At 46.3% G+C, this 18,896-nt stretch carries 17 protein-coding genes; 16 read left to right on the forward strand and 1 reads right to left on the reverse strand.

Going from position 1 to position 18,896, the window contains the following annotated elements; genetic code table 11:
- Window positions 1-138 precede the first annotated feature (138 nt).
- On the forward strand, window positions 139-1,488 hold the full coding sequence (locus ABGU93_RS08245; protein WP_347412992.1) for a 4Fe-4S binding protein: 1,350 nt from the start codon (window positions 139-141) through the stop codon (window positions 1,486-1,488).
- Between the two features lie 145 nt (window positions 1,489-1,633).
- Here the strand turns inward: ABGU93_RS08245 and ABGU93_RS08250 are convergent, their stop codons facing one another.
- Complete coding sequence (locus tag ABGU93_RS08250) at window positions 1,634-3,547, reverse strand: diguanylate cyclase (protein WP_347412993.1); 1,914 nt, start codon at window positions 3,545-3,547, stop codon at window positions 1,634-1,636.
- 273 nt (window positions 3,548-3,820) lie between these two features.
- Between ABGU93_RS08250 and ABGU93_RS08255 the strand changes: the two genes are divergently transcribed.
- From ABGU93_RS08255 to ABGU93_RS08325, 15 genes are all read left to right on the forward strand, one after another.
- Window positions 3,821-4,351, forward strand: coding sequence for a DUF2284 domain-containing protein (locus ABGU93_RS08255; protein ID WP_347412994.1), 531 nt, complete (start codon window positions 3,821-3,823; stop codon window positions 4,349-4,351).
- Between the two features lie 64 nt (window positions 4,352-4,415).
- The gene (locus tag ABGU93_RS08260) at window positions 4,416-4,892 is read left to right on the forward strand and encodes a hypothetical protein (RefSeq protein WP_347412995.1); all 477 of its coding nucleotides are present in this window, start codon (window positions 4,416-4,418) and stop codon (window positions 4,890-4,892) included.
- The gene (locus tag ABGU93_RS08265) at window positions 4,889-6,841 is read left to right on the forward strand and encodes an FAD-dependent oxidoreductase (protein WP_347412996.1); all 1,953 of its coding nucleotides are present in this window, start codon (window positions 4,889-4,891) and stop codon (window positions 6,839-6,841) included. Before ABGU93_RS08260 ends, ABGU93_RS08265 begins: the two co-directional genes overlap by 4 nt.
- A gap of 63 nt (window positions 6,842-6,904) precedes the next feature.
- Window positions 6,905-7,831, forward strand: a complete 927-nt coding sequence (locus ABGU93_RS08270; protein ID WP_347412997.1) for a DMT family transporter — start codon at window positions 6,905-6,907, stop codon at window positions 7,829-7,831.
- 397 nt (window positions 7,832-8,228) lie between these two features.
- Window positions 8,229-9,326 carry an iron-containing alcohol dehydrogenase family protein gene (locus tag ABGU93_RS08275; RefSeq protein ID WP_347412998.1) on the forward strand — a complete coding sequence of 366 codons (1,098 nt, stop codon included), beginning with the start codon at window positions 8,229-8,231 and terminating at the stop codon, window positions 9,324-9,326.
- Between the two features lie 33 nt (window positions 9,327-9,359).
- Window positions 9,360-10,355 (forward strand): ABC transporter substrate-binding protein, encoded by a 996-nt coding sequence (locus ABGU93_RS08280; RefSeq protein ID WP_347412999.1) that lies wholly within the window; start codon window positions 9,360-9,362, stop codon window positions 10,353-10,355.
- Window positions 10,356-10,397: 42 nt separating this feature from the next.
- A complete protein-coding gene (locus ABGU93_RS08285; RefSeq protein WP_347413000.1) occupies window positions 10,398-11,297 on the forward strand; it encodes an ABC transporter permease in 900 nt (299 codons plus the stop codon).
- Window positions 11,290-12,051, forward strand: coding sequence for an ATP-binding cassette domain-containing protein (locus ABGU93_RS08290; RefSeq protein WP_347413001.1), 762 nt, complete (start codon window positions 11,290-11,292; stop codon window positions 12,049-12,051). The genes ABGU93_RS08285 and ABGU93_RS08290 overlap by 8 nt, the downstream gene beginning before the upstream one ends.
- A 5-nt stretch (window positions 12,052-12,056) precedes the next feature.
- Complete coding sequence (locus ABGU93_RS08295; RefSeq protein ID WP_347413002.1) at window positions 12,057-12,353, forward strand: cupin domain-containing protein; 297 nt, start codon at window positions 12,057-12,059, stop codon at window positions 12,351-12,353.
- Between the two features lie 678 nt (window positions 12,354-13,031).
- Window positions 13,032-13,172 (forward strand): hypothetical protein, encoded by a 141-nt coding sequence (locus ABGU93_RS08300; protein WP_347413003.1) that lies wholly within the window; start codon window positions 13,032-13,034, stop codon window positions 13,170-13,172.
- 52 nt (window positions 13,173-13,224) lie between these two features.
- Entirely contained in the window at window positions 13,225-14,202 is a 978-nt protein-coding gene (locus ABGU93_RS08305; RefSeq protein WP_347413004.1) for a WYL domain-containing protein, read from the forward strand.
- 3 nt (window positions 14,203-14,205) lie between these two features.
- Window positions 14,206-14,925 (forward strand): chitobiase/beta-hexosaminidase C-terminal domain-containing protein, encoded by a 720-nt coding sequence (locus tag ABGU93_RS08310; RefSeq protein WP_347413005.1) that lies wholly within the window; start codon window positions 14,206-14,208, stop codon window positions 14,923-14,925.
- Between the two features lie 35 nt (window positions 14,926-14,960).
- Window positions 14,961-16,661 (forward strand): NERD domain-containing protein, encoded by a 1,701-nt coding sequence (locus ABGU93_RS08315; protein ID WP_347413006.1) that lies wholly within the window; start codon window positions 14,961-14,963, stop codon window positions 16,659-16,661.
- 33 nt (window positions 16,662-16,694) lie between these two features.
- Complete coding sequence (locus ABGU93_RS08320) at window positions 16,695-18,434, forward strand: dynamin family protein (protein ID WP_347413007.1); 1,740 nt, start codon at window positions 16,695-16,697, stop codon at window positions 18,432-18,434.
- Window positions 18,434-18,896 (forward strand): dynamin family protein (locus tag ABGU93_RS08325; RefSeq protein ID WP_347413008.1); only part of this gene is annotated, 463 nt, incomplete at its 3' end. The genes ABGU93_RS08320 and ABGU93_RS08325, both read left to right, overlap by 1 nt.

Genomic DNA, 18,896 nt, shown 5'->3' on the forward strand with positions numbered 1-18,896 from the left:
TTGGTTCTGCAGTACTGCATGCCAAGATCAAGAAGCGCCTGAATGGTTTGGCTGGCAGACTCGCTTGACACACTAATGACACAAAGCAAACCTACAATTTATTTGGCAAAATAATATTTTACAAAGAGAGGTAGTATAATGAAAATGGATTGGAACAAAGCGGCAAAATGGTCAAGATTGCTGATATTGGTGGGTTTGCTTATCTGGGTTACTTATGAATCGTATATGCATCAGGTCCTGGGCGGCGGAAAAGCCCCGTCGATTCATGCATTGTGTCCTTATGGCGCATTGGAAAGCTTGTATACGCTGCTCCTGACGGGGACTTTTATCAAGAAGATTTATTCGGGGACGGTTGTTTTACTGGTCTTGACTGTGGCCCTGGCAGTGCTGTTTCGCAGGAGTTTTTGCGGGTTGCTTTGTCCCTTTGGGGTCTTGCAGGAAGTGTTTGCGAAGATCGGCCAAAAGCTGTTTAAAAAGCGTTTTATCATCCCCTCAAAAGTTGATCGGATTTTGCGATATTTCAAATATGTCGTGTTAGTTTTTACGGTGGGAATGGCCTGGTATTATGGCAGCCTGTGGATGGCACCCTATGATCCTTACGCAGCGTTTTCCCATATATCGGTGATATCCGGTTCGATTGAAGAGGATCCTTTAGCTATATTCGGTTTTATCCTGTTATTCATTACAGTCGCCGGGTCATTCTTCTATGACCGCTTTTTCTGCAAATATATATGTCCGGCCGGGGCTTTTTATGCCATCATCGGAAAAATCAGTCCGACCAAAATTGAGCGCAATGACAATCTTTGCGTTCACTGTAAAAAATGTGATAAATCCTGTCCTGTGAATATTGAGATTGAGAAAGCAGATCGGATTACGACGGCAGAGTGTATCAACTGTAACGATTGTGTTCTGGCATGCCCGGTTAAAGGTGCGCTTGAAGTCAAGGTAGCCCGCAAAACGGTGCATCCGCTGGTGATGGTGGTTGTGGTTGTGGGTTTGTTCTTTGGAACAATTGGGATCGCTCAACTAACCGGTAATTTTCAGATATTGCCATTAGCCGTTGCCCAGGGCGAGGTTATTCCGATTTATGAAGTCAAAGGCTACAACACCATTGAAGAAGCGACAACCCTCACCGGTCTGACCCTGGAGGAAGTGTATCAACAACTGGCAATTCCAGAAAGTGTCCCGAAGGAGACGCAATTCAAGCAGATTTCAGCGCTGGTGCCTGAATATAGTTTCGATCAAGCCAAAGCCAACGCCGGGGGATCGGAAAGCGAAGGAGCGGCATCAACCCCAGGTACCATTGATGTCAGCGCCATTAAAGGCTCCATGACGATTCAGGAAGCGATGGACAGTTTAAGCATGGGAGCAACAGACTTCTATGCACTTTTCAAAATCCCGGAAACCATACCGCCGCAAACGATTCTAAAAGAAATCGTCAATATTTCACCGGGTTATGATTTTCAGCAAATCAAGGATTCGCTGTAGTAGCATTCAGCCAAAGATCTCTCAGAAACAGTGCTGTTTTTGAGGGATCTTTTTTATTAAAAAATGAAAAGGAACCCGAGTGGGGTTGCGCGGGTTCCTTTTGGGGCAGATCTCTTCTGGTGAAAACATGGGGCTCGTGGCTGATCTATTGATCCAGATAGACAACCTGGTTGCGGCCATTGGTTTTGGCCTGATAAAGCGCCTTATCAGCAATTTTGACCAGTTCCTGATGCCGAGAATGGCGGTCCGGCAGCAGGGTGGCAACCCCGATGCTGACGGTGATGCAGTCTTTGACGGCCGATTGCTGATGGGGAATGGCCAGGGCTTCAACCTTTTCACGCAGGCGGTTGGCATTTAGCAGGGCTTCGGCTTTTCCGGTTTCGGCAAGGAGGACAATAAACTCTTCGCCACCGTAACGCACCACCATATCGGTGGGCCGCGACAAAGCTGCCCGGAGGGTGTCACCAATTTTTATCAGCGTCGCATCGCCAGCCACATGGCCATACATATCATTATAGTTTTTAAAATAATCGACATCAATAAAGAGCAGCGAGATCGGTCGTTGCTGTCTTAAACAGCGCTGCCATTCCAGCTGGATGGTTTCATCATATTTCCGGCGGTTCCACAGTTCGGTCAGGGGATCACGCAGGGACAGCCGCTGCAGCTCATGATTGATCAGTTCCAGCTCAAAATTCTGCTGTTCCACCTTCTGGTTAGCGGCGGTCAGCTCACGGGTCCGCTGGGCCACCAGTTCATCGAGATGATCATTGATCTCGCTGAGCTGTTCACTCATGATGGTGCGGTGATCCAGGGATTCGGTAAAGGTTTTGGCCAGCAACAGGGAATAGAGACCGGCAAAGATCAATTGCCCGGTGGAAGAGTTGGCATCCCCCTGGAAAATCATCCGTAATAGCGGTGGCCAGCTGTCGTTGATCCAGGGGCTGAGGGTAATGATGTCAATGAAGCAGGTGGCAATCAGGATCAGACCACCCAATACGATCAGGCCACTGTTTGGCTCTTCGTGCCGGGCAATTTTCAACAGCATGGCAAGTAAATAGACAATCAGGCAAATCGTCCAGATCTGGTAGAGTGGGTTAATCGCGGAGTAAATATTGGTCGGGGCTAAAATCACTACCGCAGTATAGGCAATTCCTAAAATCAGAACAATTTGAGTCAGTCGGGCATGGAAGTAGTCGGGTAAAATGGTCCGGAAAAACATCAGAATCAGGGGCACCCCGAGATAATAAGTCAGGGTCTGAATTTTTCGGGTGATTACAAAGTCCAGATCCGGCCAGGCAAAGTACAGAAAGGACTCACCGATCATCAGGGTTCGGATCGCGATCAGGATGCAAAACAGTCCAAAATAAAGGGGTGCCTGGTCTTTTTTGCGGAAGAAAAACAAAGCCAGATGATAAACGCCCATCATCATCAGGGCGCCAAAAAGAAACAGCTCATAGGCAAGGCCACGATAACGGAGGGCCAGAAGTTGGGATTCTCCGCCCAGAAGAATGCTGTTCAGCAGGCCCCCGCTGGACATATAAAAATTGGACATCTGGATAACCACTTGATTGTCACCCGCCAGCGCCTCAAAGGAGACGATCTGGGGCAGATACTGGGGCCCCATGGTGTCTCTGGTTTGGCCCGGGGTGCCAGCGCTGGCGATCAGATCGCCGTTGATAAAGAGATTGTAGGCGGTGCGCACCTTGGGAATCTTCAACGCCAGAATTTGCTTTTCAGAAGCGACAAAGGTCAGCCCATAAGTTCCGTAGCCAGCGCCGGGTATCGCTTCACCATCGATTTCATATTTATTCCAGGATGACGGGAAGGGGACATAGCCGCTAAGCGCGCTCTGGTCGATGGTAGCGGGATCAAGGAACTGATTCCAGTAGAAGGCCCAGTCGCCATCCAGCGGAATGATTTCATTTTTAATATTAACTTGCGTTAAGTCAAGCCGGCCTTGCTCGGCTTTTTTTTCGATTGTTGGGTTTTGAGGCGAGCAGCCGCCCAGAATGGTAAGCATAAAGATGATCATCAGTAGTAATACTCTGGGTTTAACCATAGCAGGGCTCCTTTTCGGTGGAACAAATATATAAGAAATCACTTTGAATTGAAATTAAAATAGATGGAGACGTGGTCGTCACGCCTCCATTCTTGAAGGTTTATGGATAATTCATTTAATTGATGCAACGATGTCATGCCCAGATGTATTGCGTTCACGATTGTTTCATTATACAATGAGACGAACAAGCCCGTCAATTGAGATTTTGGCTGTTGATCAGGACAATTTAATCCGATTGTGATAAAATAAAGCAAATAAGTGAGGTAGAAGATAATGACAAGAGCTAATATTGAAAAGAAAATCACCGAATATCCCATTTTTGAATATGCCTTTTTTGATCCGTCAGAAATTAATTTTTACGAGGCGGTGCGGACCATCTGCAAGTTGGAATGTCCCCAGTATGGCAACTCCTGGTCCTGCCCGCCGGCGGTCGGCACGCTGGAAGAATGTAAAGAGCGGTGTCTGGGCTATGAGCATGCCTTTATTTTCAGCACCATCTCGGAGGTCAGTGATATTCTCAATATGGACGAAATGTTGGCGACGCGCTGTGAGCATATCGAAATCGTCGAGGCGATCAAAACCGATGTCTTTGGCGATTATCATGACAAACTGATTCTGACTGCCGAATCCTGTGCCATCTGTGAGGACTGCGGCTACCCGGATGAGGCCTGCAAGCATCGCGATAAAATGTATCCCTGTGTCGAAAGCCATGCCATCTCAGTAACGGATATCTGCGAAAAGCATAACTTGTCGTTTTTGAACGGCTATAATGTGATCACCTGGTTCGGAATGATCTTTTTCTAAACGGCTACTGCCATAATGACCGGCCGGTCAGAAATTTTTAATAATTAATGAAAGCGAGGACAAGATGGATTTATCATTTTTAGGGATTGCGAATAATCCCATCACAGTTTTTAGCCAAACAGACAAGGCGGCTTATTTACAGAATCCTGATGATATTGATGACGGGATTCGGGAATTGGTGGATGCGATTAATGCCATTCCGGTGTTTTTTTCGATGAGTGCCTGCCAGGGCTTCCTGATTGAGGAAGAACGGGATGACCATTGCCCGGAAACCTATGTGGATTTTTATGTGATCGATGAGCAGTACCAGCTGGCCCGGATGCTGCTGGGATCACTGGCCAGTAAATTTGGTGCCAGTATCGACTGCAAGGTGGTTTACGAAGCGGATTTTGATATCACGGCAGCGGATGAAATCGTCGCGAACGGCATGGTCAAGCTGCGACACAGCATCGAACTCTACGAGTTGCCGCCGGAGTTAATGAAGACTACCTATCAGGAAATGGTGGACCATATCCGCAAATTCGGCGCAGCAGTAAAATGATGGATAAGAAGGTCAGAGTTTTATTTGAACCATTTACAATCAATCAGCTTAAGCTGAAGAATCGGCTGTTTATGCCGGCAATGGGGATTGCGACGGCTGATGAAAACGGGGCTTACACCGATGAAGCCATCGCTTTTTATGTGACCCGGGCCACCGGTGGGATAGGGTTGATCATTACCGGCGCCAATGAGGTGGCCGGTTCTGGTGAAAAAAAGATTGCCTGCACTGATCCAGCGCCATTGGTAAACCCCGCGGCCTATATCGCTGTAGGTCTGGAAATGACCCGGCAGGTCCATGACCGGGGTGCCAGGATTTTTGTGCAGCTGGCCGCCGGTTTGGCTGGAGATGACCGGGCGAAACAAATCAGAGGTTGCAATGCGATGACCAGCGCTGAAATCCAGGGGTTGGTGGCGTCCTTTGCCGAGGCCGCCAAAATTGTCAAAGCCGCGGGTTTTGACGGTGTCGAAATCGAGTCGGGATCTTTGCTGGATGGTTTTACGCTGGCGCTTTATAATCAGCGCGACGATGGCTATGGCGGCACGCTACAAAACCGCTTCCGGGTTGTGACGGAAATCATTGCCGCCATCAAAGCTACCTGCGGCCGTGATTTTCCAGTGATGGTGCGGTTGGCGATGAAAAGTTATCTCAAAACCGGGGGACAGCAAGCCCTGCTGCGGGAAGAATTTGCGGAACAGGGTCGTGATCTGGAGGAAGCCCTGGCTGCGGCCGTACTCCTGGCAGCCGCCGGCTGTGATGGTTTTGACGTGGCGGCGGGCATTGATATGCCGGAGAAAGCCTCCTATTGGCAATATCCGCCGGTTTATTTTGATAAAGGCGTTTATCTGAATCTCAGCGAGGCGCTTAAAAAAGTTGTGACGGTGCCGGTCCTGGCCGCCGGAAAAATGGCGGATCCCGAACTGGCTGCTGACGCGCTGGCACAAGGCTGGCTGGATGCAGTGGGTCTGGGTCGGCCCCTGCTGGCTGATCCCGAGCTGCCCCACAAGTTAGAAAACGGCCAGACCGAAGATATCCGGCCCTGTCTGGGCTGTAATGACGGTTGTCTGGCCCAGCTAATTGCCGGGCAGGAAGCCTCCTGTACCGTTAATCCGGCCTGCAACCGGGAATTGCGCTCTGGAATTGTAGCGGCCGAAACCCCGAAAAAAGTGGTGGTCGTCGGTGGCGGTCCGGCCGGCATGGAAGCTGCCCGGGTCAGCGCCTTACGGGGCCATCAGGTGATCCTCTTTGAAAAAAGCTATGGCCTGGGAGGCAAGCTGAAATACAGCAGCCAGCGGATCTTAAAAACCACCGACCGGCAGCTGATCCATTGGTATGAAACGCAGTTGGAAGGCTTAGCGGTTGAGATCCGGCTGGATGAATCGGCAACCCCTGAAAAAATAGCCGCCATCAATCCAGAGATCCTTTTTATTGCCCAGGGTTCCGAAGCCCGGACGCTTACATTCCCGGGGATGGACAGCGAAAAGGTGACCAACGCCATTGATGTACTGACCGATAAAACCTTTGTCGGACCCCGCTGTCCGGCCATCGGTGGCGGCCTGGCCGGATGTGAGGCGGCCCTCCATCTGGCTATGCATCGCCATAAAATGATCATTGTGGACTCCGCCCCGGATATTCTGGCCGCCGGTATTCCCATGGCCCCGGCCAACAAACAGATGCTTAAAGATCTGCTGATCTTTTATCGTAGCGAAATCATCACCAGTGCCACCCTCACCGCCGTCACCGAAGTGGGGGCGGTGATTGAAAAAAACGGGCAGGAACAACTGCTCCCGGCCCATCATGTAATGATTGCGGTGGGCTTTGAACCGACCAACGCCTTATATGAAGCGTTAAAGAATGACTACCCCCAGGTTTATAATATTGGTGACAGTCAGGCGATTAATAATATTAGAGGCGCCATCTGGGCGGCCAATGAGGTGGCCCGTTTGATTTGATTAAATAAAATGATTTAGTTAAAATGCGTTAGAAAATAAAACTGCATCAACAGGAGGAAAAATTTGACCGATCGACTGCAGAACAAAGGCCTTGTCCTGGCCCTGGCAACCCTTTGCTGCCTGCTCTGGGGGAGTGCCTATCCCGCCGTAAAAATAGGCTATGGCCTTTTTGATATCGACACAACCGGCGCCCAGGTCTTGTTTGCCGGTTATCGTTTTACCCTGGCGGGGATACTCACCTGGGTTATTACCAGCGTTTACTATCAAAAAATCGTCGTCCCGCGCGACGATGAATGGGGTCGGATGATCAGCCTGGGATTGGTGCAGACCACCCTCCAGTACATTTTCTTTTACATCGGCCTGGCCAATACCACCGGGGTGAAGGCGGCGATTATCAATGCCACCTCCACCTTTTTTGCGATTCTCTTTGCGCATCTGATCCTGAAAAACGAAAAGATGACCCGGGCCAAAATTTTAGGCTGTCTGCTGGGCATGGCCGGGGTGATCATCATCCAGTTCAATGGCGGAACGATCGGCAGTAGTTTTTCGCTGATCGGGGATGGTTTTCTGTTTCTGGTTTGTATTGCCTCGGCCCTGGGCGCGGTGATGACCCGGGTCTTTACCAAAAAAAGCGACGCGATGATCCTGACCGCCTATCAGCTGATGATCGGCGGGGTGGTGCTGATTGTGGTCGGCCTGATCATGGGCGGCACGATCAACCAGATCACCATCCCGGGATTGCTGCTGCTCGGTTATCTCGCCACCTTGTCCGCCGTGGCCTTTACCATCTGGGCGATCCTGCTTAAACACAACCCGGTCGGGATTGTGGCCATCTATGGTTTTATGATCCCGGTTTTTGGCGTGATGCTGTCCGGGCTTTTTCTCGGCGAAGCCTTTCTGAATCTGCGGATTCTCGTTTCTCTGGCCTGCGTCAGTGTCGGGATCTGGCTGGTCAACCGGGAAGCCGGCCAGCAACAGCGAGAAAAGTAGAAACTAAGAACGTTTTCAAATGATGGTAGTTGATGTTTTTCTTTACAAAGCTGTCCGGATTATGATATCATGCAAACAATTAGTAGAAACAAACCTTTGATTGAAAGTAGTACCGATCAGAAAGATGCTTCAGTGAGTTGCAGACAGTGTGAATGCAGCAGCAATCGCCATCGGGAATGGATTCATGAGGGTGAAAAGAACGGCCGCAGGCTTAGTAATGTTCAACGGGGGTTCCGTCCGTTATCACAGGAAAGCGTATGTTTGTGCGTTCAAAGTGGATGGATCTCAACTCGGCTTGAGGACATCAATTTAGGTGGTACCGCAGGAATTTTAACTCTTGTCCTATTTCAGGACAGGAGTTTTTTGTTTTTTGGAAAAAGAAAGAAGGAGACGCAGGATGACATACAGTGTAAATTTATCAAACTATACCGTCGGCGAATCGAGCTACGACCATATTGATGAGGTCTGCGGCCACTATGGCAAAAAGGTGGTGCTGATTGTTGGGGATCACGGCTATCGGGCTGCCGCCCAAGCGCTGGATGCGGCGATTGGCAAGAGTCGACTTACCGTGGTGGCAACCTTGCACTATGGGGGTGAGTGCAGCTATGAAAATGTTGCGAAGCTGAAAAAAGAAATCGCTGCGACCGATGCCGAAATGATCTTTGCCATCGGCGGCGGACGGGTGTTGGATACCGGGAAATTTGTGGCCGAACAGGTGGGTCAGCCGATTTTTTCATTCCCGACGATCGCCTCCAACTGCTCTGCCTGTACCAGTGTTTCGATTATGTACGGCCCGGACGGCGGCTTTTTAAAACCGGAGTTTTTAAAAGAACCGCCCAAGCATGCTTTTATCCAGACCCGGGTACTGGCTGAGGCACCGGTGAAATACCTCTGGGCCGGGCTGGGTGATACCTATGCCAAATATTATGAGGCCTCGATTTCATCCCGGGGCGAAGCCCTGAATCACGCCCTGGCCATGGGTGTGAATATCAGCCGCCAATGTGCCGACGGCGTGATTGAACACGGGGCACAGGCACTTCAAGCCAATCAGCAAAAAATTGTCACTGAAGCCTTTGAGCAGGCCGCGATGATCGTCATTGTCACCACTGCCCTGGTGTCGATTCTGGTCACCCTCGATCATACCCCGGACTATAACAGCGGTCTGGCCCACGCCATCTATTATACCCTCACCAATATTCCCGGCTTTGATGATAAAACCCACCTTCATGGTGAGATCGTGGCCTTTGGGATTCTGATCCTGCTGCTGGTGGATGGCCAGCGGGAAGAATTTGAGCGGGTCTACAATTTTAATTGCGAAACCCAACTGCCCCACGCCCTGGCCGATCTGGATCTGGATTATGAGCAGTTGGAACCCTGTCTGGAAGCAATCACCCAGATGGCCGATATCCGCCACAACCCCTATCAGATCACCCGGGAAATGCTGCAAGCAGCCTTTCTGGAGCTGGAAGCGATCAATAAAAATACCCCAAAATAAAAACCAAATAATAAAAAAAGAGGAGAAAAAGAAATGAAAAAGAATGTATTCAAGAAAATTACGGCGATTGTTTTAACCCTGGCCATGACCCTGTCATTGGCGGCCTGTGCATCATCGGGAACCAGTGGTGGCACTGAGCAAAAGAAATTAAAAGTCGGTGTGATTCAAACCATCGAAAACGGCGCCTTTGATGCCATGCGGGATGGTTTTATTCAGGAGCTGCGCGATCAGGGATATTCTGAAGAGCAGATGGAAATTGTCGTCAAGAATGCTCAGGGTGATGCCTCAGCCATGAATACCATTGCCCAGGAAATGTCAGATGGAACCTACGATTTAGTGGCCACCGTGGCCACCCCGGCAACGCAGGCATTTGTTAACATGAAGTCGGAAACACCACAGGTTTTTATCGCCGTGTCTGACCCAGTTAAGGCCGGTATTGTTACCACCATGGAAAACCCCGATTACAACGCCACCGGAACATCCAATCCGATCCCGGTAGCTAAAATTATTGACCTGTCAAAAACGATGACACCCGTGATAAAAACCTTTGGGATCATTTATAATACCAGTGAAGTTAATTCCGTCAGTACTGTCAACAAAGCCAAAGAATACATGACTGCCCAGGGCTATGAAATTGTTGAAGCAGTTGTCACCAACTCATCTGAAGTTAAGCAGGCCATTGATGGGCTGTTAAGTCAGGTAGATGCCGTCTTTATTCCCAATGACTCCGTGATTCAGAATGCCATGCCGACCGTTGCCGAAGCGGCTAAAGCAGCTAAAAAACCAGTCTACGGCAGTTCCGCAGTGATGGTTAACAGCGGGGCATTGGCAACCGTGGCCATTGGTGATGCTGCTATTGGAGCAACATCGGCTGATATGGCAATTGAAATTCTAAAAGGCAAAACCCCGGCTGAAATACCGGCAGTCGCAGTGGAAGCCACCGATACCGTAATTAATCAAACTACTTCCGATGCCATCGGAATTCAGATTTCAGCAGAACTCAGTCAATCGGCTACCATAGTAGAATAGCAAACAATCAGCAACGGGCGATTATTAAAGGAGAAAACAATTATGTCATTAGCCATCGGTTCCCTGCAACTGGGACTCATCTATAGTCTCATTGCGATGGGCATCTACATCAGTTTTAGAGTATTAAACACCCCGGATTTAACCGCCGAAGGAAGTTTTGTGTTTGGCATGGCCGTGATGAGCATTTCAGTAGTGAACGGTCACCCGGTATTGGGAATTATCCTGGCGCTGCTGGCCGGCGGGCTGGCAGGTCTGGTGACCGCGCTGCTCCAGACCAAGCTGCGGATTCCGGCTATTCTATCGGGGATTTTGACGATGACCGGCCTCTATACCATTAATCTGATGGTGATGCAGGGTTCGTCCAACCTGACGTTGCTGGGGGTTACCAGCATCTATGATCTGTTGGGAGGCCTATTGCCGATGGAATTTGAACTTGCCAAAATTGTGGTGTCACTAATCTTTGTGGTGATTGCCATGGCGGTGTTGGTACTGTTTTTTAAAACCAACTGCGGCCTCTGCATCCGCGCCATTGGTGACAATGAAATGATGGCCCGTTCCTCATCCATGAGTGTGGATCTTTATAAAATCGTCGGTCTGATGATCAGCAACGGTCTGATCGCACTATGCGGGGGACTGGTAGCCAGCGATCAGGGCTACGCCGACATGAATTCCGGCGCCGGGATGCTGGTTGTCGGTCTGGCCGCGGTGATTATCGGCGAGGCCTTTATCCGCCGTCGCACCATCCTGGCCGGGATGTTCAGCTGTCTGCTGGGCTCGGTGATCTACCGTTTTATCCTGGCCCTGGCCATCAGCACCCGGATCTTCCCGGCCTATGCCATGAAACTGTTGTCCGCCGTGATTGTCACCATTGCCCTGGCGATTCCGGCCTATCAGTATTACAAGGAAAACTATCAATTGAAAAAGAGGGACCGCCATGCTTAAGATCAGCGACTTGAGAAAGAAGTTCACCATCGACAACGGGGTCGATAATCATATTTTGAATGGCTTGAACCTGACCGTCGATGATGGTGAGTTTGTGACGATTTTAGGTAATAACGGCGCCGGCAAGTCGACCCTCTTCAATCTGATCAGCGGGGCCATCCTGCCTAATGATGGCTATATCTATTTGGATGAAAAAGACATTACCTTTATGCCGGAACACAAGCGCTCCAAATTTATCGGCCGGGTTTTCCAGAGTCCGATGCGGGGAACCGCCCCGAATCTGACCGTGGCCGAAAATCTGGCTCTGGCCTATGGTCGGCAGAACCGTAAGAATTTCAACTGGGCCCTAACTAAAAGTCTAAAGGAAATCTTCCGGGACAAACTGGCTGAGGCCGATATGGGTCTGGAAAACAAGCTGGACGCTAAAATTAAAAACCTCTCCGGCGGACAATGCCAGGTGGTGGCTTTGATTATGTGTACCATCAAGCCTCCGGAACTGATCTTACTGGATGAGCACACCGCCGCCCTGGACCCCAAAACCGCCGATGACGTGATGGCTTTTACCAAACGGATTGTAGAGAAGGATCATCTGACCGCGCTGATGATCACCCATCACCTGGAAGACGCCATTGCCTATGGCAATCGGCTGATTATGATGGATCGGGGGGTGGTCGCCCATGAATTTAGTGGCGCGGAGAAAACCCAGCTCACTCCGGAAGACCTGCGAACCCTCTATCATCTGAAAGAAGGCTGAGCAAGATGAAAATGAAACTGCCGCCCACCGTAACCAGAGAGATCATGGTTGGCGAAAGTGCCTGCGGGCTGGTCCGGATGACCGTGAAAGCCGGCACCATCCCGCCCTGCCATGCCCACCCCCAGGCCCAGATTGATTATATGATCAGCGGTTGTGCCGATGTCAGCGTTGCGGGAACGATCACCCATCTGGAACCCGGAGAATCCATCTATATCCCCAGTGGCGTCACCCACGGCTTTCTGGTCAGCGAAGCAGATCAGGAATTCCTGGAGTTTTTTGTGCCGGGACGGGATGATTTTTAACGAGGTGAACCCATTAACAAGCAAATATAAATAAAAAAAACAGGATGTCGTAAAAAGGGCATCCTTTTTTTTATGTTTTCGGTAACGACAAGTTAGTCTTGAAGCAAGAGTTTTCGATAGCTCGAAAAAATATGAGTAACTTGAATTGTCGATCAGGCTGCGGCTGCATAATCGAACTTTTAACAGCAGGTTATTTTTGAATTACACAAAAAAATTCTGGCACATGTTTTGCCACATCTTGAAATTTTTGGAGAGTGGTGTATGATGAAAGAGGTGGAAATGAAGTAGCATTTTTAGCGAAATGAGTTCAAATCTTTGACAAATGTCAGAGATTTTTAAATGGTGAGGAAAAGGCATGGATTTAGGCAATAAATGTTTTGAAAACGTTATTTAAAAGGCGTATAATAAAATAATGTGGTTTATTGTAGAAATGAAATCATATTTACGATTGTAGTGTTTCATTGAAAGAAGATGGTGACAGTAAATTAAAGGAGCATATAGGTCGATTAATTTTTTGGTTAAGAAATAGTATTAGAATATCGACAATTGCAGTTGACTGATTAAGCGTAACAGATCTTCTGGGAGCACCGATGATTGGTAAAAAAATCAGATAAACTGATGGTTAAGGACAGATATTGTCCATCCGATTCCGATATAATCATAATATCAAATCAATCAATGGAAAAGGAGAATGACGATGTTTTTCGAAAAAAAAGACCAGGATCAGAAAAAGAATCACAAGCCCGTGTGTCAGATCTGCCATCAGAACCCAGCTACAACTACCATGCCAGGGCCGCTGGGGCCAGTGCCGGTGTGTAAAAGCTGCAAGAAAAATGTGCGGATTTAGGGCCATCACAATGGGGGGAGAAGTATGAAATCACAATATGATGAAAAGAAAACCGCCCGGGTCCTGGCCATTTATGATCAGATCATCCGTGGCGAGATCGTCAACAAACAGAAATGGGCCGAAAAACAGGGAGTCAGCGATAAAACCATCCAGCGGGATCTCAAGGAAATTGAAGATTATCTGCAAGTGCTTTATCCTGAGAGTGAGGTTTCCTATGATCGAAAACGTCAGGGACACCGGTTGTTCCGGGAAGGCAGTATGGCCCTGTCAGATCATGATATTTTTGCGGTAGCTAAGGTGCTGTTGGATGCCCGGGCCTTCAGTGAAAAAGAAATGGAAGAAATCCTCGATCATCTGCTGCGCCTGTCTTATAACCGCAAGGCCATTGAGTTGGCCATCGGCAATGAGCGCCAATTTTATCAGCCGGTCAAACACGGCCAGGACTTAATTGAACGAATCTGGTTTTTCAGCCAGAGTGTTCAGAAGCAGCAGGTGCTGGATGTGCAGTATCAAAAACAGGATGGCACCGTAAAAGCCTATAAAATCAATCCTCTGGGGCTGTTGTTCAACGAGTATTATTTTTATGTAATTGCCGAGATCAATGGCAAGGAGAATCCTGTTTCATTGGTTTTCCGGCTCGATCGTTTTCTCAATTACGCTTTTTGTGAGGATGATCAGCGCTTTACGATTGACTACGGCAACCGCTTCCAGGAAAGTGAATTCCGGGATCGGATTCAGTTTATGTATACCGGTGAACTAACGACCATCCGTTTCCGTTTTTCCGGCCAGTCCCTGGAGGCTGTCCAGGACCGGCTGCCTACTGCCAGGGTGGAAAAAACAGAAGACGGTGTCACCACCCTGTCAGCCCGGGTCTATGGCGAAGGGGTCAAGAAATGGCTGCTTTCTCAGGGGGACTGGGTTGAGGTGTTAAGCCCACCAAGTTTTCGCAAAGAGATGGTGGAGATGATTGAGCGGATGCGGGGGAAGTATGGGGAGGAATAAATAATGAATGATGAAGTGCGAACATCGAAAACGAAAAAGATTTTGATTGTGGGTTTTTGCCTGGCCTTGCTGTTAATGATCGCCAGTGGAATAGCCTATGCTGTAATTGCTGGTTTCATAGACCTGCCGTTTTTAAAACAGAAGATCAATCAACCAACCATTGAGAGTGTTGAAAATTCAGATGGAACTCTGGCAATTACAGTGGTTAATCCCAATGAATTTGGCACTGTTTATTACACATTGGATGGAAGCGAACCATTGACCAACTCAAAGCTTTACGAGACTCCGTTTACCATTAATGTCAGTACAACCTTAAAGGCAAGAGTAATCGACGATCGGTCCAACCTTTCTGAGATTGTTACACAGCAATTTACTATAGTGCAAAAAACTGTTGAAACGCCAGTTGCCGTTACGGCGGTTCCGGAAGCAACTACCTCAAATGCCAGCATAATCCCAGAGGAATATCAAGGTACCTGGTATTCTATCAAAGCTGAAGGCAGTTACACATTCACCGGTAATAGTTTTACCTACAAGTCTTCAGGGGGAAAAGAAACAACTGGTACTATTAGTAGAATAGAACCGTATAATGGTACCGCCGCCTATGTGTTTTACCCCAATGAAGTTGCCCATGGTTTTGTGGTAGATCCGGAAAAACCCGGAGATAATATGATAAAAATTGATGGTAATGCATACGCACTTGACGGCAGTGATTATTTTGATTGATGCAGATTTATAAATTTACAGGGAGATTGTGATCCATGGAAAAACAGACAGTATTCCTCCCACCCTATTGTGGTGACGAGGTTAAGAGTAACGCCGAGCGAAAAGTTTTTGAAATATTGCAGGACTTGGAGCTGAAAAATGCGGTGGTAATCCATTCATTGGGACTGCCAAGGCATCAGTCAAAGGTTTATGGCGAGATTGATTTTGTGGTTGTTTGTGAGAAGGGTATTGCCTGTCTTGAGATAAAAGGGGGGCGGGTCGCCTGTCAAAATGGGCAATGGCTTTTTACGGATCGTCATGGAAACGAAAACAGAAAAAACGAAGGCCCTTTTGCCCAGGTAACCGGCAATATGTTTTCTCTCAAGAACGTCATTAAAGCAAAGTTCAGAGGGAATCATCATTTCGGCAATATTCTTTTTGCATCCGGGGTGCTTTTTCCTGATATTGAATTTCTTTCTCAGGGTGAAGAAATTATCCCTGAAATTATTTATGACGAGACAACCTTAGATATTACCACTTATCTGGCAGGCATATTTGACTATTGGGAAAAGCAACAGCGGTCGCTGCCTTCAGTTTTATCAGCACAGGATATCAAGGAAATTGTTGAATTCTTCAGAGGAGAATTCCTTTATCAACCGAGTCTCGGCAGTCGGATTGAAGATGTCGATCGTTTTTTATCACGCTATACCGAAGACCAGAAGGCCGTCATCAAAGGTCTAACGGGAAACTGCCATTTAATGATCAAAGGCGGTGCCGGAACCGGTAAAACATTTTGCGCTCTGGATTATGCACTGCGGGAATCAGCCAATGGAAGCGGGGTGTTGTATCTGACCTTTAATAAGAATTTAGCCACGGCTCTGAATCGCGAGATTAAAGATTGTGAGCAGCTCAAAATCATTAATATTCATGGGCTGTTCGGAGAATTGATACCAGTGGATCTGGATTTGCTCAAACAAGACAGCAAGCATTATTTCGAAGAAGTGATGCCAGAACACTATTATCAAAAGCTCAAAGCCATGTCACCCGATGAATTAGAAGTTGTGCAGTACGATCTGCTGGTAATCGATGAGGCCCAGGATATCCTGCGGATCAATTACCTGTTCTGTCTGGATCTTTTGCTTCGTGGTGGTTTGGACAAAGGCCGTTGGGCCATCTTCTATGACGACAAGCAGAATTTGTTTAATCCTCATTTTGAAGAGGGGCTGGAAATGCTGGAAGACTATGATCACACAAAATTTACCTTATTTACCAATTGCCGGAATACCCGGCAGATTGGCGAGTTTAATGCCAAAGTCAGCAGTTATGAACTCAATGAATGTCTGCGGGAAAACGGCGAAGACGTTACCGTGATCCATTATCAGAACGATGATCAATTTGAACAGGAAATGACCAGCCTGATAAAAACGATGAAAAAAGAAAAGGTGCAATTATCGGATGTGGTATTCTTATCGCCGAAAAAATATCAAAACTCAAAAGCAAAAAACGGTCTTGAAAAAATCGGCGGGGTCAATGAACTGCATGACCAAATCGAGATTCAAAACAACAAACCGATTTTTGCAACCATCCAGGGTTTTAAAGGATTGGATGCCAAGGTGGTTATTCTGGTGGATACTGATAAGATTTTCGAGCATAACTTTTCGAAATATATGTATATTGGGATTTCGCGGGCCAGAGGGAAGTTGTTTGTGATGGTGGATGAGAAAGTGAATAAAGAGAGAATGGATAATTTGGCTTAAAGTTGATTTAAATTAATAACGAGGAGGGTTACTATGTTAATTATGCAAAAAAAATACCTAGACTACTTAACCGAATTAAATAAAGAATTAGTTGAGTTAAAAAAAAGTGATGATTCAATTCAGAATATTTGTAATGAAATTGATGGTTTGAAAAAAGAAATTATTGAAATTGAATTATTAGTACCAATTATTGGTGCTTTCAGCTCGGGTAAAACGTCGCTGATCAATTCATTTCTAAACGAGGGTTTGTTACCGGTTGGTATTACACCTGAAACTTCATTGGCAACAGAGTTGAGATACTCTAGTCGACGATACATTCAAGGTGTTGATGAGAATAATTCCGTAAATGAATTTGATGTTTCTGATATTGAGTCTATAAAAGATCACGCAGAAAAGTATAAATTAATCAGAGTATATTTGGATATACCTTTGTTAAAAGAAATTGAACCGTTGATTCTGGTTGATATGCCGGGATTTGATTCTCCTCTTGATTTGCATAATCAAGCAATTTTTAACTATATCAATAAAGGGAGCCATTATATTGTTCTTACAAGTATTGAAGATGGTAGTATTACAAAATCAATGTTAAGACAATTGATTGAGATTCAAGAATTCGAAAGAGATTTTTCTTTTTTTCTGAGTAAGTCGAACTTGAGAGCAGATTCGGAAGTAGAAGAAGTGAAGGAAAAAATTGAAGAACAATTGAGTTTAGATCTTGATGCCTCAAAGAATATTCGCGCCTTAGGTTTAAATCAAGGTAGTTTGTTGAAAGAAGTGATTGATGAAATTGAACCAGAACGATTATTCGAAAAATTGTTTTTCTGTAAGATAAAAGAGTTGACGTTCCGAATTCTGGGACTATTTAATACGGCAGTATCCGTATTGACAAAAACCAAAACAGAGAATGAAGCTTCGATAAATGAGTTGAAATTGGGAATAGAGCGAATTATCAAGAAAAGGGATGAACTGATTGACGAGGCTCAAAATAAATATTCCAACAATAATGTAGATATAATTATTAATCGTGTAGGAAAGGCGTTAAGCGGTTCAATTGACGAATTGACGCAAAGTTATCTTCATGGCGGGACAGAGGCTTTATCCCAGAATATGACTGACTTGATTAAATTTGCATTAGTGTCTGAAATAAAAGAACTAATGTCAAACATTGGTAATAAAGTAATTGATGATTTTGCGGCAGAAATTACGAATGTTTCGGTATTGAATGTGGCATATACTATGGATGAAGATTTATTAAAGAAGATTTCCGACTCAACAAAAGGTATATTGAGTTCAGCGAGCAGTTCATTATCTGGTATCGTTGAACAACGAAAAAGTAATGTTGGAGCAAATGTTTCATATAAAGCAATCACAAGTGTTTTAGCAGCGACAACGACGGTAGTAATGCCGGTATTTGAGTTAATTATCGTGTTCTTGCCAGAGATTTTATCAGGTTTCTTTGACATGATTAATCAAAAAAAGAAAGAAGAAGCAGTTCGTCAGCAAATAATGACAGGTACGATTCCGCAAATAAAAGGGCAGCTTAGGAATGAATTGCCGCCAGTATTTAATGAACAAATAAAGGTATTAATAAATGAGATAAGTAATAGTTTTGAAAAAGAAATGGAAGTAAAAAAACAGCAGGTAACTGAATTGGAAGCCTTGCGGGAGTGTAAAATAAAAGAAATTGAAGAAAAAATAAAAACTTATGACCGTGCGAATGAACAGATTAAAATGTTGGCGACAGAGACATTATTTCAAGGGGGAAATCAATAATGTTTGATGAATTAGTAGATTTATTATCTCAGTTGGATGATGTGACAAAAACTTATTTTGATCTTTTGGGCACTGAATCAGAAAGTCTGATTCGTGAAAATCAAATAGAATCAGTAGAAAAAATAAATAAATATTTAAAAGCCTTAGAAGATGAAAACCGCTTATTGCAAATTGGGATAATCGGGCGGGTAAAAGCCGGGAAATCTTCTCTAATTAATGCGCTTTTATTTGATGGAAAGGATATTTTGCCTAAAGCAGCGACACCAATGACAGCGGCTTTGACAGAACTGTCCTATGGTGAGGCTCTAAGTGCGGAGGTAGAATTTTATACAAAAGATGATATAGATAAAATAGAAGAGTACGCACTCAGATACAAGCGCGAAGAAGAAGAGCTTGTAAAAAAAGAATTGGAAGAATACAAGAAGAGAAATGGAAAAGGAAAACCATCGCAGGAATTGAGCG

The organism is Acetobacterium sp., assembly GCF_039830195.1.
Taxonomy (GTDB): domain Bacteria; phylum Bacillota; class Clostridia; order Eubacteriales; family Eubacteriaceae; genus Acetobacterium.

Coding starts and splice junctions, on each gene's coding strand:
- ABGU93_RS08315 (WP_347413006.1), top strand. CDS start 14,961: ATGGAAAAACAGACAGTATTCCTCCCACCCTATTGTGGTGACGAGGTT.
- ABGU93_RS08275 (WP_347412998.1), top strand. CDS start 8,229: ATGACATACAGTGTAAATTTATCAAACTATACCGTCGGCGAATCGAGC.
- ABGU93_RS08310 (WP_347413005.1), top strand. CDS start 14,206: ATGAATGATGAAGTGCGAACATCGAAAACGAAAAAGATTTTGATTGTG.
- ABGU93_RS08265 (WP_347412996.1), top strand. CDS start 4,889: ATGATGGATAAGAAGGTCAGAGTTTTATTTGAACCATTTACAATCAAT.
- ABGU93_RS08320 (WP_347413007.1), top strand. CDS start 16,695: ATGTTAATTATGCAAAAAAAATACCTAGACTACTTAACCGAATTAAAT.
- ABGU93_RS08305 (WP_347413004.1), top strand. CDS start 13,225: ATGAAATCACAATATGATGAAAAGAAAACCGCCCGGGTCCTGGCCATT.
- ABGU93_RS08245 (WP_347412992.1), top strand. CDS start 139: ATGAAAATGGATTGGAACAAAGCGGCAAAATGGTCAAGATTGCTGATA.
- ABGU93_RS08300 (WP_347413003.1), top strand. CDS start 13,032: ATGGAAAAGGAGAATGACGATGTTTTTCGAAAAAAAAGACCAGGATCA.
- ABGU93_RS08295 (WP_347413002.1), top strand. CDS start 12,057: ATGAAAATGAAACTGCCGCCCACCGTAACCAGAGAGATCATGGTTGGC.
- ABGU93_RS08255 (WP_347412994.1), top strand. CDS start 3,821: ATGACAAGAGCTAATATTGAAAAGAAAATCACCGAATATCCCATTTTT.
- ABGU93_RS08260 (WP_347412995.1), top strand. CDS start 4,416: ATGGATTTATCATTTTTAGGGATTGCGAATAATCCCATCACAGTTTTT.
- ABGU93_RS08290 (WP_347413001.1), top strand. CDS start 11,290: ATGCTTAAGATCAGCGACTTGAGAAAGAAGTTCACCATCGACAACGGG.
- ABGU93_RS08250 (WP_347412993.1), bottom strand. CDS start 3,547: ATGGTTAAACCCAGAGTATTACTACTGATGATCATCTTTATGCTTACC.
- ABGU93_RS08280 (WP_347412999.1), top strand. CDS start 9,360: ATGAAAAAGAATGTATTCAAGAAAATTACGGCGATTGTTTTAACCCTG.
- ABGU93_RS08285 (WP_347413000.1), top strand. CDS start 10,398: ATGTCATTAGCCATCGGTTCCCTGCAACTGGGACTCATCTATAGTCTC.